This window comes from Paraburkholderia hospita, assembly GCF_002902965.1.
In the GTDB taxonomy this organism is placed as follows: domain Bacteria; phylum Pseudomonadota; class Gammaproteobacteria; order Burkholderiales; family Burkholderiaceae; genus Paraburkholderia; species Paraburkholderia hospita.
Window position 1 is genome coordinate 130,282 of sequence record NZ_CP026108.1, and the last position, 15,692, is coordinate 145,973.

Consider the following 15,692-nt stretch of genomic DNA (forward strand, 5'->3'; position numbering starts at 1 on the left):
GGTTCCCCGCTAGCTTTTACCGTTCCACTAGGGGGCACACCGCCAGCCCCGGCTCCTGCAGCGCCTGTTGCTGCACCTTCGCCTCCCTCGACGCGGGATATGTCAAGAGATCCTCCGCTAGTGGTAGGCAGCGGGGCATCGTTGTATGAGCCTCTGGCAGATTCGGCCGGCGAGGCAAACGACGCAGCGGAACAGATGGTTGCAGAAGTTGATGAGATCGGAGACGCGGGCGACGGCACAGCGGCGCGTTTGTGGCAATGCATTTTCAGGGCGATTTTTGGTGACGGCGGAACCGTCGGCATGAGCGCCCACAAAACCGCAATCCCGTCAGGAACGTCGATCTTCAAGGCCAATATTAATCCGCGCCTTGCTGCGACCGCGCGACAGTTATTTCCGGGCGATTGTATTCTGGTCATCGCGCGCCCAAGTCAGTTGCTCTCGACATTGGAGCCGCGTCGCGGTGACATATTTATTCGGACGGCGCGGGGCGAGGGTTGGAGCGCGATTGGAGTCGTTGCAAGCGACGGTACGCATGCCCAGGATCGCTTGGCGTCGTTGGGCTTTCGATTCGAGGGTTACCCCCGCGCTGAGCCCGGGCGATACATTCATCTAATCGAGCCAGGATCACCGAACCGACGCCGGGGGACCCGCTTCGCACGGCGACTGTGTGATGAGGCTGGGCAAGTTCTTCCAGACACAATGCTGTTGCGCCCGAACTTCGCGATCTAACACGCTTATTTCGTCACCGGGGCTGAGTGGAGCGGCCCCCTGAATCGCCGGACACAGTCTCCCTCTTAAAATAGCGGGTAGGCATACGACTGTGTTTTTGACTAACAACGAGCAAGAAGTGATGGAAGTGTTGACGGGGCCGGAGCGCCGGCGGCGGTGGTCAGCGGAAGAGAAGCTGACAATGGTGCGGGAGAGTTTCGAGCCGGGCAAGTCGGTCTCAATGGTTGCACGCCAGCACGGCGTCAATCCGAATCAACTGTTTCACTGGCGCAAGCTGTATCAGGACGGCAGCCTGTCGGCTGTGAGTTCTGGCGAGGAAGTCGTGCCGGCGTCGGAACTAAATGACGCACTCAAGCAAATCAGGGAGCTTCAGCGACTGCTCGGCAAGAAGACGATGGAGAACGAGATTCTTCGTGAAGCGGTGGAGGTAGCGAAGTCGCGAAAATGGATTGCGCGCTCACCCTCATTGCCAGGGGACGACCAGTGAAGCGGGTCTGTGAGGTTCTCGGTGTAGCGCGCTCGAATGTGGCGGACAAGCTGGCGCGGCCGGCTGACTGGCGGGATGGACGTACGGCCCGGAGCACTAACGACGCCGGTCTGGTGGAAGAGATTCGACTGGCCGTTGCTGATTTGCCCAGCTATGGCTACCGCCGTGTGTGGGGCCTGTTGCGTCGGCAGCGGGAGAAGCATGGCGCGGCGCCCGTCAATGCCAAACGGGTGTACCGGGTGATGCGCGTCCACGGTCTGCTGATAGAACGCCGCACGGCACCGCCGCGCCCTCAGCGTCGACACGACGGCAAGGTTGCGGTGGCGAAGAGCAATCAGCGCTGGTGTTCTGATGGCTTCGAGTTTCGTTGCGACAACGGCGAACCGCTGCGCGTCACGTTCGCTCTGGATTGCTGCGACCGCGAAGCGATGAGCTGGGCGGCGACGACCGGCGGCCATAGTGGCGACGTAGTGCGCGATGTCATGCTCGCCGCCGTTGAGAACCGGTTCGGTGACGCTCTGAAGGCGCCGTCGGAAATTGAATGGCTGACCGACAACGGCTCGGGTTACACGGCAGAGAAAACAAGGACGTTTGCGTCTGACATTGGACTGAAGCCATTGACCACACCTGTGTGCAGCCCACAAAGTAACGGCATGGCGGAAAGCTTCGTGAAGACGATGAAGCGCGACTATGTTGCCTTCATGCCAAAACCAGATGCAGCAACCGCAGCGCGCAATCTCGCCGTCGCGTTCGAGCATTACAACGAGCAGCACCCTCATAGCGCCCTGAAGTACCGCTCGCCACGCGAATTCAGGCGCAGGACCGATTCATCAACTCAAGTGTGAGGTGGTGTCCGGAGACGCAGGGGCAAATCCAGCAATTGCAGCCCCGCCGGGAAGCTATTCAGGTTGGGTAGTCATAGCCAGCCATGTCGGTTCAGTGAGTTTTGCATTGCATACAGAAATCAAGTGTGATACCGGCGCTCTCTTTGAAGTCCGATATTACAGGAAAACGTAGTTCTCACATAAGAAGCTCGTTCCATGTATGGACTTCACAGCACCGCCCTGCAACGAGATTCGGGCCTGCTGGTGGGCCGTGCTTAGAGAAATCGACAGCTAAGAACGATGGCGCCAAGGGTTGCGCTTCGCGAACTTTTCATCGAACTGGATGCATCGGATGAGTTATGTCGTTGGCTCCGGTGATACGGCAGGCGACGAACGTCAATCGTCCGGACGTCGGCTGGACACCTCGAAGCGGCCGTTGATGCCGAGAAGCTCTGAGAGGCAGCAACGGGTCGTGCGCTGCCATTCGCGCAACGTTCGCGCCGATTGCATATGAATTGGCAACTATCGGCCAGGAAGCGTCATTCGCCTGTCCCCTTGCTCCGACGTCCAGACGTCGGCTCCGCCCCAGTCAACGGTCGTTCGCCCGGCCAGGTTGAACGTTGCTTCATCGGCCATACCGGCCATTCACGCTCTCTCGGGCGCGGCCTTTTCGCAATGACCGCTCCCAAGTGAAGCGACCATGCAGTATCGCCCCTTTGTAGCGGCACAACCCAATCAAAATAAGCACCGAATCCGAAGGTCCGATGGCGATGTAGCGTCGTATGCCTCATTCATCGTCAATGATGGACTGCTGAGCAACGAGTCAAATTCAGTGTGAATGCCAGGATGCCCGTTGCCGCCGAGACTATATCGACCCACATGCCGGCATTTGACTGACCACGTCTGGCAATTAGAAGGGGCGCGATCAAATCTGAAGTGCAACACCTTCCTCGTGTAAGGTGCGCACATGCAAAAAAGAAGAACGTATCAACAGCTTCAGCCTGAAGAACGCATAACCATTGCAAGCATGAAGCAGCAGGGTTCGAGTGTTCGGGCCATGGCCCGAATACTCGGGCGCCCGGCATCAACCGTGAGCCGCGAGCTGACCAGAAACACGTGTTCTGCCGTGGGCTATGCGTCTGCGCCGGCGCAGTCGCTCAGCACGAGCCGACGCGAGGCTGCGCGCCCATGTCCCAAGCTGCACCCTCAAAGCGTGTCGTGGCGCGTCGTACTCACCCTGCTGGAATGGAAGTGGTCGCCCCAGCAGATCTCAGGTACCCTCAAACGAATGTGGCCCAACGATCCGACCCAGCACGTCTCGCACGAGACCATCTACACTGCCATCTATGCGCAGCCACGCGGTGAGCTGCGCCGCCAGCTTATCGCCTGTCTGCGCCACGGCCACAGCACGCGTATGTCACGCAAGCGGGGCACTGACCGGCGCGGCCAGATCCCCGACATGGTGAGCATCCATGTGCGCCCGCCTGAGGTCGACGACCGGGTGATGCCAGGTCACTGGGAAGGCGACTTCATAAAGGGCGCCGGCAACCAGTCTTCCGTCGGCGTGCTGGTTGAGCGCACCAGTCGCCTGGTGCTGCTGGCGAAGATGGAAGACGCCACCGCCGCCTCGGCACTGGCGGGCTTCACTGCCAAACTGAATTCGATCGCCGCACCACTGCGCAAGAGCTTTACCTACGACCAGGGTAAGGAAATGACCCGGCATCAGGAGCTCAGCGCCGCCACCGGCGTGCGCGTGTACTTCTGCGATCCGCACAGTCCATGGCAACGCGGTACCTGCGAGAACACCAACGGGCTGCTGCGGCAGTATCTGCCGAAGGGCACTGACCTCTCGATCTACAGTCAGGACGAACTCGATGGCATCGCCGACAGCCTCAACAGCCGACCTCGCGCTACCCATGCATTTCATTCACCATTCGAGGTCTTCGAACGTATGCTCGCAACCGCTTCGATAACCTCAGCTTCCATTCATTAGCCCCCTGTTGCGCTTCACTCTTGAAACCGCCCCGCTAAAAGGGGACTGCACGCCGGGCCCTCACCGACGGGTGGCGCGCTGGGAGCACGAAGCTGTTCTTGATGAAATGCAGGCGCGGCTTGATCAAGCGCCTGAGATGATGCGTATCCGGCGACAGACTGTCGAGCACCCGTTCGGCACGATCAAGGCATGGATGGGCGCCACTCATTTCCTGACACGGACCATCGGGCGGGTGAGCACGGAGATGAGCTTGCACGTGCTGGCGTACAACATGAAGCGGGTGATCAAGCTACTCGGTTCAGAAGCGGTTATGAAGGCGATGAGGGCGTGAGGCCCGTTCAGGGTTGTTGAGTCTTTGCGATGTGTTCGGCTGTGATTTGACGTTCGGGTTGCCGCAATCGAAAAGCCGCGACCTGCGCCGAGCCAGGTTTCGTCAATTCACAGTGGCTACGCGTTTTGACACGCTCTGGGCCAAGAAGAGACGGTTGACTGTGCTGCCCAGATCGTCAACAATTGCTCGCCGCCCCCTCGCCGACGGACCCGCAATGCTTGTTCGCCTGCTCACCGCATCCGACGCGCTATTGTTCGAATTCTAGGGCTATCAAAGACCGGCGCGATCCGATGCTCGGCTTCGACTAACAGCAAAAACCTCGAGCATCGGCTTACTCTGCGACACTAGCCAGCGCGGCGGCACGAATGAGCTGTGTCTCCTGTGCCATGATCAGATGGCCCGATGCCGTGAGATAGGCCGGGAAATCCGGATGCGTATCGCGTGCAAGGCACCGTCGTTCGTAGTCTGCCAGATCATCATACCCCCACAGGTGGGTGAACTGGTTCTGCGGCCCGACCAGACTCGTCCAGAAGCCGAGCGGATGTCCAAGCGTCTCGCGCAGGATCGGCATGCCGAGCCTGTCGAACACTTCGAGAAACTCGGGCATCTTGCGCAGCGCGATGGTGTAGACCCGGAAATCCACAAGGGGCTTTGCCAGAAACATTGGTTGGGTATTCATGCGTCCACCTTCTCCTTGCGGGCCATGGCTTTGGTGGCGATGACGTTACCGGTGACATAGCCGAAAGTCATGTTGGGCCCATGAGTGATGCCGGCGCCCGGATAGTTGCCGCCCATCACGCTGCGCCGGTCATTGCCGACCGCGTAAAGGCCCACGATCTGGCTACCGTCGGCGCGAAGCACCTCGCCGGTGACGCTGGTCCTGAGGCCGTCGAACGTGCCCAGATCGCCCATCACTACCTTCACCGCATAGAAGGGGCCGGTCGCGATCGGCGCAACGCAAGGATTGGGCTGGTTGTCCGGATCGGCGAGATAACGGTTGAACGACGTGCGTCCGCGCTGGAACGCCGGGTCTTCTCCGCGCACGGCGTCGAGATTGTAGGCAGAGACCGTCGTCTCGAGCGCATCAGGAACAATCCCGCAATTACGCGCCAGTTCGCCGAGCGTCTCGCCCTTGACGAGGTAGCCTTTGCGTAGCAACGGGCCCACCGGCATCGGCGTGGGCTTGGCATAGCCGAGTCCATACTTGCCGAGCGCCACCTTATCGCAGATCAGCCACATCGCGGTCTCCCGTTCACCCTTGTTGACGGCGCTGTAAAACCGCGCTTTTTGGGCGGCGCAAGTCAGAGTGATTTGCTCGAGCACGAGGGGGCCTCGCAGGCCCCTTCGTTTTGATGCACTGTATTTACGTCAGAACGGCGGGTCGCGTTCGTGAGTACGCGCGTGCACCTCTGAGGAGCGCTGCTCACGCAGCAGTTCGTTAAGCTGAGCGCCATAGAAGTCGGTCACGACGGCGAGCAGATCCTCGAGCAGTTCGAACACGGCGAGTGCCTGCTCAGCCGTCCAGTCGTCGGGAATGGTGAACGGCAATCCGCGACAGCGGCCCGATGGCAACAAGGGGCGGCTCATCACGCGGTCTCCGTCTTCGTGGGGGGCTTGCGGGTTTTGCGCTGCCTGGCCCGGGCTTCGTTGCGCTCGCGCGCTTCCTTGAGTCGATACGATTCGCCCTCGATTGAGATCACTTCGGCGCGATGCACGAGGCGGTCGACCAGCGACACCACGCAGGCCGCGTTCGGGAACACGTCCGACCATTCTTTAAACGGCTTGTTGGTCGTTATGATGGTCGAATGTGCCTCATACCGGCGGCTGACGAGTTCGAACAGCAAGTCGGCATGGCGGTTCGAGTACGAGAGGTAGCCGACCTCATCGATCACCAGGATGTCCGGCGTCGCGTAGTGGTGCAGACGCCGACGTAGCGCCGAATCGCTGTCGAGCGCGGCGAGCTCGCCGAGCATCTCGCTAGCTGACTTGAACAGCACCGTGTGGCCCTGGATGAGTGCGTGGTGCGCCATATTCTGCGCAAGCGTCGACTTCCCCACGCCGTTCGGGCCGACGAACACGACGTTGGTTGCGTCGGCGAGGAATGTTAGCGACATCAGGTCTTCCACCGCCGCGCGGTCGATTCTCGCGGGCCAGCTCCAGTCGAAGTCGGCCATCGCCTTGAACTTGCCCAGCTTCGCCGCCCGGATGCGTCGCTGCAACGAGCGGTGCGCGCGCTCGTCTTCTTCCCACTGCAGCAGCGGCGCGAGCCATGTGGCGCCGTCGATTTCGCTCCAGTGTTCGACGAGACCGTTCAGGCGCAGCGCCTTCGCGCGCAGACGCAGGACTTCATTGTTAATCGTGGTCGACGTCATCGCCTTCCTCCCTTGCGAGTTGATCGTAGGTATCGAGCCGGTGCGGCTGCACAGGCGCATCCTTTCGTCGCACATGCTCCGGCAGATTGATGACGACGGGCGGTGGTGCCCCTCGCACCGCGCGACGACGTTCGAGCGCCGCCCGCACGGTGTTCGTATGGGCCGATCCCGCGCGCAGCGCGTCCTCGACGGCCGCCTGCAGTTCGACAGCGCCGTAGCGATCGAGCAGGCGCAGCAGCGAGGTCGTGAGCCCGCCGATATTCGCGCCGCGCTCAGCCGCGCGCATCAGCAAGAGCTGGCAGGAAGGCACGGCGCGAGTCAGGCTGTTAATGCCACGGTGTTGACGCGCTTCACGCTTGAACTCGACGAGCGTCTTCAGGTGTTGTGGGTCTTCAATCTGTTCAGCTCGGTCGTAGCTGCGCCGATGGCTGGCGATCATCTCGGCGCCGTCGAACACGCGAACCTGATTGAGGTCAGCACGAACGCTCAGCGTGCGACGCACGTGCGTGTGGGGTACCGTGTAGTCATTCAGATCGAAGCGCACGTAGGGAGTCTTGCCGACCTTCACGGCCACTTGCTCTTCGACCGGAAACGGATTGGCAGGTAGCGGGAGTAACAACGACTGCTCCTGAGCGAACGCCTCACGTACGGTCATCGCGCGGTCCTCAGGGCACGGGCGATCGGCTGCCTGCGTGCGGCACCATTGCTCGGCCTGCGCGTTCAGGTCGTCGAGGTCAGTGAATTTGCGCGCGGCGAAGAAGGCTTCGCGAACATGCCGTATTGCGCGTTCCACGCGTCCCTTCTCGTTGCCGCGCGCGACGGCAACGGGGCGTGGTTCAAAGCGGTAATGGCCGGCGAACGCGAGCAGCGTTGGATGGAAGCGGATCGCGTCGCCGACCCGTTCAAGCACCGCCGACTTCAGGTTGTCGTAGAGCAGAACTCTCGGCAGTCCACACCACGTGTTGAACGCACCGATGTGCCCGCGTAAGAAGTTCTCCATCCGCGCATCGAGGAAGAAGCGCAGGTAGATGTCGCGCGAGTACGAGAGCACCATCACGAAGGCCATCAATGGCCGACGCGCGCGACCGATCTCGACATATCCGAAGTGGCCCCAGTCAACTTGAGCCTGCTCGCCTGGCAAGGTGCGCAGCCGCAGGAAGGCCTCGGCGGGCTTGCGTGGGCGATGCAACGCGAGCATGTGCCGGAAGTGATCCCGCGCCCCCTTGTAGCCGCGCTCACGCACCATCACGTAGAGACGGCTTCCCGTGAGCGTCGGATACTTCTCCAGCGTCTGCCGGATGAACGGCAGGTACGGCTCAATCATCGAGGGCTTCGGCGTCGGGCCGTATCGAGGTAGTCCGGCGCTGGCGAGCACACGCCGCACCGTCTCACGGTGCACGTGCAACTGCTTCGCGATGGTGCCGCAGGGCCACTTCTCGACGTGGTAGAGACGCAAGATCTGCGTCTCAAGCTCAACCGGAATCGTCATCGGGGCCTCCGCGATCAGAACGACGGTCGAAGGCAACGCCTTCGGGGCGAACATGATGGAGACCACGACGACGCACAAAGCCGGTTCGTACCAGCGGTGAGAGCAAGGTGCCGCAGAAACGACAGTTCAACTGAGGCGGCGCCGCCGGGCGAACGGCGGCGTTGGCGAGTGCAACGGCGTCGTCGCGGTCCGGTTGCAGTACACCATCGGCGGGGGAGTCAGGTGAACCGTGATGCGTCACGAATTGCCGCCGGACCCGATAGCGCCGGGCGCGTGCGGCATGTGCAAAGCGTCCGCGGCGGGAACGCTGATAGCGTTGCCCGGCTTCGCGCACGCTGTCGCGGCGAGCATGGGCGGCGCAGTCGCCGCAGTATCGATTGCCACGGTCACACTGGCGGCAGACGAAGACCTGCGCCCGACAACGGGCGCACAGGTACAAGCGACCTGAAGGCGGCTGCATTGGCGGTTCCCCTGGAACGCCAAAGAGACGGGTCCAGTGAAGTCGACGGGCCGCGCGAGCAATGCGATACTGGCAGCTCACACGGCTCTCCGGCCGGCCAAAAGGCCTGCCACATGGAAACCCTGTGGAGGCGCGGTGCCGGACTGGACCTGGCAGTTGAGGCCGGCGTCGCGCCTGTTGTTCTTCCTTGGCAAACGCCTTTCTACCATGTCGCTGCCGCGACGCGATGCGGGTCGCATCTCCAGTCGCCCTACGGGCTCTCTACGCCGCGACCCGCGTCGTCGTCATATCACTCACAGCGCATTTACTGCTTCCGCTAGCTGAATTGTTCGCCCCTTGCCGCGACGCCGATATACGATGCCGCCCGAAAAGCGCGGAAACTGACCGCCATCGACAACCCTCACAGGCTCGCATCAGCGCCGCGCCAACATCGTGGTAGGAGTTCGATTCGTTGGTGAAGCGCCGACCGTTCCGCAGCACGCCGATCACGCCGGGCTTGTAGCGGTCGAGCAGATGCGGGAATACGCCTGTGCGGCCCTTGCCGAAGGGCACCTTCGATACCGGCATCCAGGCCGACGCATCGGCGAAGCCGAGCGCCACGGCACCACCCATCTTCTCCGCCATGCTCAGCCCGTCGCCCGTATTGCCGACGGGAGTAGGCGAGACATGCTCACCCCCACGCTTCACATGCGGATAGACCTGCGCGATGCGCTTGAGATCGTGCGGGAAGCCGCCGCAAGCCAGCACGACGCCGTGCCGCGCGGTAATCCGAAGATCGCCGTCCGCAGCGCTCGCGCGCACGCCGGCCACCTTGCCGTCCTCGCTCAGCAGTTCCTTCACGGGCGTCGAAGTGAGGATCGGAATCTTGAGCGCCAGCGCCGACTTCGCGAGCCTCGCGGCTAGCGCGTTGCCGCTCCTTACGTTGATCCCCCGCCGGTAAAGCGCCAGCTCCTTGAGGTGCGTAGCCAGACGCCGGGCTACGTAGAAAAACGAAACAATCGACTTGGTCGCGCGGAAGAAGTGCTTGAGGTCCGCGTTCGAGGAATTGAACATCATTCCCATAAAGGTGATCGTCTCGAGCGGCGGCTTGAGACGGCGCATGTCCTTGCCCAGCCCGCGGATGTCGAAGGGTGCGGCGAGGATCGAGCGGCCGACGTCGACGCCGCCGGGCGCATCCGGGTGATAGTCCGGGATAGAGCGTGGGCACGAACTTCATCTCGGTCTCTTGCTCAAAGAACTCAACCATTCTCGGCCCGTTCTCGATAAAGCATTCGACCGCGGCGGCATCGTAGTTGTTGCCCGTCTCGCTCATCATGTACTCGCGCACGCGCTCGACGCTGTCAGCTGGGTTCTGCTGGCGGCCATATTTGCTCAGCGGAATCCACAAGACCCCGCCCGACAGCGCGGTGGTACCACCGAACACGGGCTCCTTTTCGAGCACGATTACATCGAGGCCGCGCTTTTTTGCGGTGATCGCGGTAGCGAGGCCCGCGGCACCCGATCCGACCACGACCAGATCGCAAGTGATCTTCTTGGCCATATCCACTCTCCTCGTCGTTATGGTGTGATGGTGCTCACGCGGCCGCCGGGGTGGCGTTGAAGCCGGGGCGCGGGACCATGTCCATCAGCATGCAATCGAGCCCGCCGTCGACGAGCACCTCCGCGCCATTGACGTAGGCAGCTAGCTCGGAGGCGAGGAACAGGGCGGGGCCGGCGAGGTCCTCCGGCTCGCCGATGCGGCGGCTCGCGGTGGCGGCGGCGCGGCGAGCCTCGAAGCCGGGCTCCTCGTAGAACTTCGCGGACAGCGCGGTGCGGATCATGCCGGGCAGCACGCAGTTGCTGCGCACCCCGCGAGGGCCCCATTCCGCCGCCAACTGACGCGACAGCAGCAGCACGCCCGCCTTGCTTGGGCTATACGAACCGCTATTGGTCTGCGGATTGAGTGCCGCAATCGAGGCAACGTGAACGATGCTGCCTTTCCCTGCGGCCAGCATGTCGGCTCCGAAAGCTCGAGCACACAGCAGATAGCCGGTCAGGTTCACGGCGATGGCCTGGTTCCAGTCCGCGATCGACACCGTGTCGAGAGGTCCGGCCCGCAGCAGCCCCGCATTGTTGACGAGCACGCTAGCCGGGCCGAGCGCTGCACGAACCGCGCCGGCTGCCTCGGCAACCGAGGCCTCGTCCGACACGTCGCAGCCGATCGCCTGCGCCACTGCACCGGCGTGCCGGAGTTCGGCGGCGACAGCTTCAGCGCCGCCAAGATTCCGGTCCACCAGCGCCACATGTGCTCCGACACTGGCGAACGCGCGCGCGATGCCGGCACCAATACCACTGCCTGCACCCGTGACCACGCAGACCTTTCCGTCCAGGTTCAGCGCGTAGGGGGTCGACGCAGCGGCGCGATTTTCAAGTTCCTGTCTCATGTAGTTGTCCTTCCTGAAATTTCCATGCGATTTTGCTTGCTGAAATCCGTATCGCCATTGAACGCCCCAAGCGCCTGTGGAACAATGGACAGAGATCACATAGAGCAGGACATAACGTGCAGCATGGCCAATGACCAACAGCGCCGCCGGACCGTTCTGCATTTCGCGCTCTATGGCGCGGAAGCCGACCAATCCTGGGTCGACATGGTCCATTACGAACGCATTCCCCTGCGTGCCGGCCGTTTCGACTTCGACATCAGGCCGCACATCCATGACGCACTGATCCAGGTGCTCTACGTCACCGCCGGGGGCGGCGAGACCTTCATCGACGGCAAGAGCTGGGCAGTCGAAGCGCCATGCCTGATCGTCGTGCCAGCGCGCTCGGTTCACGGCTTTCACTTCCGCAGCGACATCGACGGTCACGTCATCACCGCCGCGCAGTCCACGCTGGAATCGCTGGCGATGACGGCCGCGCCCGAGCTGCTGGAATTCATCCGCACGCCGACGGTGCTGTCGATCGATCCCGACGTCGAGCGCGGCACACCTCTAAACACCCTGTTCGAGGCGATCGGCCACGAGGCCGAGAGCCGCGAGCGCTGGCAGTTCACCGCAGGCGCGGCACTGGCGATCACCTTGTTCGTCAAGATCGGGCGCCTCAGCGAGAGCGCCCGGCTTTCGGCCAGTTCCGAACAGCGCACCATGGCCGGACGGATCGAGCGGTTCCGCGCGTTGCTCGACCGCCATTGCCGTGAGCGGCGCCCGGTCGCCAGCTATGCCGACGAGATGGGCGTGAGCACCGGCCAGCTCTCGCGCATCTGCCGCGCCACCTTCGGGGTGTCGGCAATCGAGGCAATCGATGCGCGCTCGATCCATGAGGCCAAGCGGCTGCTCGGCTATTCGACGCTCAGCGTGAAGCAGATCGCCAGTGAACTGGGCTTTCAGGACGAGGCCTATTTCGGTCGTTTCTTCCGCAAGCAGACGGGACTGCGGCCAACCGAATACCGCTCCGCGGCCCACGATCGATCCTTGCCGCCCGAAAAGGGGAGCGCGGGTTGACTCGACCGCGCCCCCCGTCATCCGCTTTAGGCCGATAACCCACGGAACTTGACGAACAGGTGTTCCGGCCCGGAGTTGGTCAGGTTGTTGCCCCGCACATACTCGATCGGCCGTGCCGGATCGAGTGCGATATCGCCAACCTTGCGGGCCAGAGCCTTCGTCGCGATCAGCGTCTCCAGCTTGGCGAGGGGCGCACCAAGGCATTTGTGCATGCCGTTACCAAAGCCCAAATGACCGTTGGAATCGCGGTCGATGTCGAACCTCTCGCCGTCGGTAAACTTGCGGCTGTCGCGGTTCGCAGCCGACAGCAGCAAGCGCACCACCGCGCCCTTGGGCAGATGGACGCCCGCGACCGTGGTCGCCTCGGTGGTGATGCGGCTCACGCGCTGGACGGTCCCACGATAGCGCGCCACCTCCTCGACGAAACGGTCAGCGTCGGCCGGGTTTTCGCGAATCCGTCCCAGCAGATCCCGCTGTTCGGCGAACATGCGAAAAGCGTTGGCGACGAGGATAGTCGTCGTGTCGTGCCCGGCGATGAAGACGAAGGCGCACAACTCCTTCGCTTCCTTTTCCGAAAGCAATCCGTCCTTCCACATGCGCGCGATATGCCCGCCGATCGACTGGCTGTCGGTGCGAGCGAGCCGCTCCATCGCTTCCTTCAGGTAAGCGAAGAAAGCCTGCGCGCTCTGCTCGTCGGTGCCGGTCCCCGGCGCATTGCGGGCGAGGCGCCCGAAGTAGCTGAAGGTCTCGTCCGACCAGAACTTCATCTTCTCTTCATCCTCGTTCGGCACGTCGATCATCGTGGAGATCGTCGAGATGCTGAGCGGGATAGCGAAATCGTCGACGACATCGCCGCCGCCTTTGGCAATCATCGCGTCGAGCAGGTCCTCCGCCCTCTGCCCGATCTGCTCGATAAAGGGATCGAGCGCCAGCGGCAGGAAGGACGGCTGGACGACCTTGCGCAAGCGCGAATGGTCGGGCGCATCGAACAGCGTCAGGAACGTCAGCGGTGGCGGGCTGACGACCTCGGAGGAAAACAGCTTGGGATTGCGAATCGCCTGGTAGACATCGTCATAGCGCGACAGGAACCACACGTCCGACGTCGCCGACTGGCAACGCAGCACCGGCGCATGCTCGCGCATCCAGCGGTAGTGCTCGTAAGGGTCGCCTTGCGAGCCGTCATCGACCACCTTGAACGGCTCCAGCTCCTCGGGCCAGTCCAGTTCGTGTGAATAGGGCGGAAGGGTCTTGGCCGTGAATGGGCAAATCTGCGGCGCGCTCCGCGGCACGGGAGACGGGGGAGCGGGTGGCGCTGCAACCACGGGTGCCGTCTTGCCCAGCGTCATTCGCTCCAGCGCGCGGCTCATCGTGGCCTTGGAATGCAGTGCATGCAGTGCAATCACGTCCCGTGCCGCGTTCAGGTCGCCCAGTTCGAAGGCGGCGACAATGTCCCGGTGCTGTTGGACGATATCGCCGACGATCTCGATCTGGTCGGTCAGCGCGCGGGCGATGTAGTCCTGCACGGCCAGTTGCCGGTAAAGCGCGATCAGTTGGGCGTTACCGGAAGCTTCAATGGTGAACAGGTGGAAGGCATGGTTTGCCTCGATGTAGCGCGCAACGTCGGTAAAGCGCCGTCCGGACACAAACGGCGCCGTCGCCTCGGCGAGCCGGCGGAACATGATCAATTGCTCGCTCGACAGCCGGCCCATGGTCAGCTGAGCCGCCCCGAGTTCGAGGGCCATGCGCAAATCGAAGGCTTCATCCACATCGACAGGAGCCATGCGCTCCTCGCCTGTCTGAACGACCAGGCCGGTGCCGGCGAACTTCTCGTAATAGAAGTTGCGCGGCGTCAGCCCTTCGGACGAGAGAAAATTGCGCACCGCATCGACCATCGGCGGCGGGCCGCAAAGGTACACATCCGCATCCCCATTGTTGAGCTGGGAGGCGCTGATGTGGTGGGTCACATAGCCTTTGTTGGGGTGGGCACTGTCGGGGCTGGAGACGGTGCAGGCATAGGTGAAGTTCGGCAGGCGCTGCGCATAGGTTTCGAGCCGGTCGATGCCAACCAGATCTTCGTCGCTGTTCACACCAAAGATCATGTGGATCGGATACGGACTGCCGCCGTCCGCGACGATCTTGTCCAGCATCGACAGGAACGGAGCGAGGCCCGTGCCACCCGCCAGAAACAGCACCGGCCGCTCGATGGGGCGCAGGTAGAAGCTTCCCAGCGGGCCACGAAACTCGATTTGGTCTCCTACTTTGGCGGATTCGCACAGCCAGCTCGACATCACCCCTTGACGCACATTGCGCACAAGGAAGGACAAACGCGGCGCGGACGGCCCCGAGCTGAAGGAGTAGGAGCGGGTCTGATCGGTTCCGGGCACCCGGATGTTGACATACTGCCCCGCAAGGAAGCTGAGATCCGCGCGGTTCTCCAACTCGACCGAGAAGGCGATCGTGGTGTCCGAGGCTCGTTGGCAGGCGACGATCCGTCCTTGGTGGGAGGACGGGCCGGTCCCCGAGACATCGGAATTCGTGGCGAGCTTGATCACGCAGTCGGAACGTGGGCTCATCTGGCAGGTGAGAACCTTGCGGGCGCTCGCCTCTTCCGGGCTGAGCGCATCTTCCACGCAGTCGCCCAGAACGTATTCGCCGGACTCGCAGACCGCCTTGCAGGTGCCACACACACCATCACGGCAATCGAGTGGAATATTGATCTTGGCGCGAATGGCGGCATCGGTGACACGCTCGCCCTCCTTGCACTCGATGAAGCGGGTCACTCCGTCCTCAAAACGGAGGGTTATCTGATGGGCCATGGCGGTGTCTCCTCTAGAGCCGCCCGACCATTCCGCTGCGCTGGCGGTTTGCTCGGGCGGGGCGGCGTGCGAGGTAACCTTGTTTCTCGCAAGCGCCCGGTGGGTTTAATGCCGCCAATTTAGAGCCTGAGCCGCGTTCCCCTCAACGGACAGAGACGACGTTCACCCGGACAAAACGTGCATCGTGATGGATGCGGGATGACCGGAGTAATCCGGACCTCATTCGCCGACCGCGTCCGGAAAATACCCATTGATCGCATTAATTCCGCCGCGCTTCGGAGCGGGATGATCGCCACTGCACTGTTCGCTGCGTGCGCCTATTGGCCGATTCGGGCTACGTCACAGCGTGATGCATTTCGAAGGCGCGCTAATCGATGGCGCGACGCCAACGGTGCTGTTGATCGTCTCGAGGCACGAAGAAGGCAGTTTGCGTCAGCTTACGTCGAGTGCCCTGGCAGTTGAGACACATGTCAACCATTCGAACCTTCAACCCACGAATGTCGGGTTTGGGGAAAGGTAGAGGACCGCTTCGGGTCGGGAGTACGCACTGCCGACTGGCCGCTTCCGGGCCGGCTCAATTCCAGTGACCGCTTCCGAGCGATGACTTTGGGGAGCGGACTGACGCAGCCCGACCCCAAGCGGTCATCGAAGATACGTGAAAGCGGCCATTCGGGTAATTGAAAACACGCACGCCTGTTGCATACATTCACAG

General features: G+C 62.4%; 11 protein-coding genes and 3 pseudogenes. 6 read left to right on the forward strand and 8 right to left on the reverse strand.

What is annotated here, in order from left to right; genetic code table 11:
* Window positions 1-195 precede the first annotated feature (195 nt).
* The 4 genes and pseudogenes from C2L64_RS44995 to C2L64_RS45010 form a co-directional block, all read left to right on the forward strand.
* On the forward strand, window positions 196-729 hold the full coding sequence (locus C2L64_RS44995) for a hypothetical protein (RefSeq protein WP_158660576.1): 534 nt from the start codon (window positions 196-198) through the stop codon (window positions 727-729).
* Between the two features lie 121 nt (window positions 730-850).
* Window positions 851-2,061, forward strand: a protein-coding gene (locus tag C2L64_RS45000) for an IS3 family transposase (protein ID WP_103153860.1) whose coding sequence is annotated in 2 segments (ribosomal slippage) — window positions 851-1,169 and window positions 1,169-2,061 — 1,212 coding nt in all. Because the reading frame shifts where the segments join, the coding sequence is not laid out codon by codon here.
* 946 nt (window positions 2,062-3,007) lie between these two features.
* The gene (locus C2L64_RS45005) at window positions 3,008-4,033 is read left to right on the forward strand and encodes an IS30 family transposase (protein WP_103153861.1); all 1,026 of its coding nucleotides are present in this window, start codon (window positions 3,008-3,010) and stop codon (window positions 4,031-4,033) included.
* A gap of 34 nt (window positions 4,034-4,067) precedes the next feature.
* Window positions 4,068-4,364 (forward strand): annotated as a pseudogene (locus C2L64_RS45010) (transposase); the annotation flags it as partial.
* A gap of 331 nt (window positions 4,365-4,695) precedes the next feature.
* Here C2L64_RS45010 and C2L64_RS45015 read toward each other — a convergent pair.
* The 5 genes and pseudogenes from C2L64_RS45015 to istA all read right to left on the reverse strand — a co-directional run bounded on the left by C2L64_RS45015 (window position 4,696) and on the right by istA (window position 8,225).
* A complete protein-coding gene (locus C2L64_RS45015) occupies window positions 4,696-5,043 on the reverse strand; it encodes an NIPSNAP family protein (protein ID WP_103153862.1) in 348 nt (115 codons plus the stop codon).
* Window positions 5,040-5,624 (reverse strand): annotated as a pseudogene (locus tag C2L64_RS45020) (FAD-binding protein); the annotation flags it as partial. The pseudogene C2L64_RS45020 and the gene C2L64_RS45015, both read right to left, overlap by 4 nt.
* Before the next feature lie 108 nt (window positions 5,625-5,732).
* Entirely contained in the window at window positions 5,733-5,951 is a 219-nt protein-coding gene (locus C2L64_RS45025) for a hypothetical protein (RefSeq protein ID WP_079487043.1), read from the reverse strand.
* Window positions 5,951-6,736 carry an IS21-like element helper ATPase IstB gene (gene istB, locus C2L64_RS45030; RefSeq protein WP_079487042.1) on the reverse strand — a complete coding sequence of 262 codons (786 nt, stop codon included), beginning with the start codon at window positions 6,734-6,736 and terminating at the stop codon, window positions 5,951-5,953. Before istB ends, C2L64_RS45025 begins: the two co-directional genes overlap by 1 nt.
* Window positions 6,717-8,225, reverse strand: coding sequence for an IS21 family transposase (istA, locus tag C2L64_RS45035; protein WP_079489558.1), 1,509 nt, complete (start codon window positions 8,223-8,225; stop codon window positions 6,717-6,719). Before istA ends, istB begins: the two co-directional genes overlap by 20 nt.
* 232 nt (window positions 8,226-8,457) lie before the next feature.
* On the opposite strand from istA, the gene C2L64_RS45040 reads away from it, so the two are divergent.
* Window positions 8,458-8,673 carry a hypothetical protein gene (locus C2L64_RS45040; protein ID WP_079487041.1) on the forward strand — a complete coding sequence of 72 codons (216 nt, stop codon included), beginning with the start codon at window positions 8,458-8,460 and terminating at the stop codon, window positions 8,671-8,673.
* A gap of 402 nt (window positions 8,674-9,075) precedes the next feature.
* Here the strand turns inward: C2L64_RS45040 and C2L64_RS45045 are convergent.
* Together C2L64_RS45045 and C2L64_RS45050 are read right to left on the reverse strand one after the other, a co-directional pair.
* Window positions 9,076-10,225 (reverse strand): annotated as a pseudogene (locus C2L64_RS45045) (FAD-dependent oxidoreductase); the annotation flags it as partial.
* Between the two features lie 34 nt (window positions 10,226-10,259).
* Window positions 10,260-11,108 carry an SDR family NAD(P)-dependent oxidoreductase gene (locus C2L64_RS45050; protein WP_103153863.1) on the reverse strand — a complete coding sequence of 283 codons (849 nt, stop codon included), beginning with the start codon at window positions 11,106-11,108 and terminating at the stop codon, window positions 10,260-10,262.
* A 123-nt stretch (window positions 11,109-11,231) separates the two neighbouring features.
* Between C2L64_RS45050 and C2L64_RS45055 the strand changes: the two genes are divergently transcribed.
* Complete coding sequence (locus C2L64_RS45055) at window positions 11,232-12,164, forward strand: helix-turn-helix domain-containing protein (protein ID WP_103153864.1); 933 nt, start codon at window positions 11,232-11,234, stop codon at window positions 12,162-12,164.
* A gap of 26 nt (window positions 12,165-12,190) precedes the next feature.
* Here C2L64_RS45055 and benC read toward each other — a convergent pair whose 3' ends face one another.
* Complete coding sequence (benC, locus tag C2L64_RS45060) at window positions 12,191-14,980, reverse strand: benzoate 1,2-dioxygenase electron transfer component BenC (RefSeq protein WP_103153865.1); 2,790 nt, start codon at window positions 14,978-14,980, stop codon at window positions 12,191-12,193.
* Window positions 14,981-15,692: the final 712 nt, after the last annotated feature.

Excerpts from the sequence above, each read along its gene's own strand:
- C2L64_RS44995 (WP_158660576.1), top strand. The coding sequence starts at position 196 with ATGGTTGCAGAAGTTGATGAGATCGGAGACGCGGGCGACGGCACAGCG.
- C2L64_RS45005 (WP_103153861.1), top strand. The coding sequence starts at position 3,008 with ATGCAAAAAAGAAGAACGTATCAACAGCTTCAGCCTGAAGAACGCATA.
- C2L64_RS45015 (WP_103153862.1), bottom strand. The coding sequence starts at position 5,043 with ATGAATACCCAACCAATGTTTCTGGCAAAGCCCCTTGTGGATTTCCGG.
- C2L64_RS45025 (WP_079487043.1), bottom strand. The coding sequence starts at position 5,951 with ATGAGCCGCCCCTTGTTGCCATCGGGCCGCTGTCGCGGATTGCCGTTC.
- istB (WP_079487042.1), bottom strand. The coding sequence starts at position 6,736 with ATGACGTCGACCACGATTAACAATGAAGTCCTGCGTCTGCGCGCGAAG.
- istA (WP_079489558.1), bottom strand. The coding sequence starts at position 8,225 with ATGACGATTCCGGTTGAGCTTGAGACGCAGATCTTGCGTCTCTACCAC.
- C2L64_RS45040 (WP_079487041.1), top strand. The coding sequence starts at position 8,458 with ATGCGTCACGAATTGCCGCCGGACCCGATAGCGCCGGGCGCGTGCGGC.
- C2L64_RS45050 (WP_103153863.1), bottom strand. The coding sequence starts at position 11,108 with ATGAGACAGGAACTTGAAAATCGCGCCGCTGCGTCGACCCCCTACGCG.
- C2L64_RS45055 (WP_103153864.1), top strand. The coding sequence starts at position 11,232 with ATGGCCAATGACCAACAGCGCCGCCGGACCGTTCTGCATTTCGCGCTC.
- benC (WP_103153865.1), bottom strand. The coding sequence starts at position 14,980 with ATGGCCCATCAGATAACCCTCCGTTTTGAGGACGGAGTGACCCGCTTC.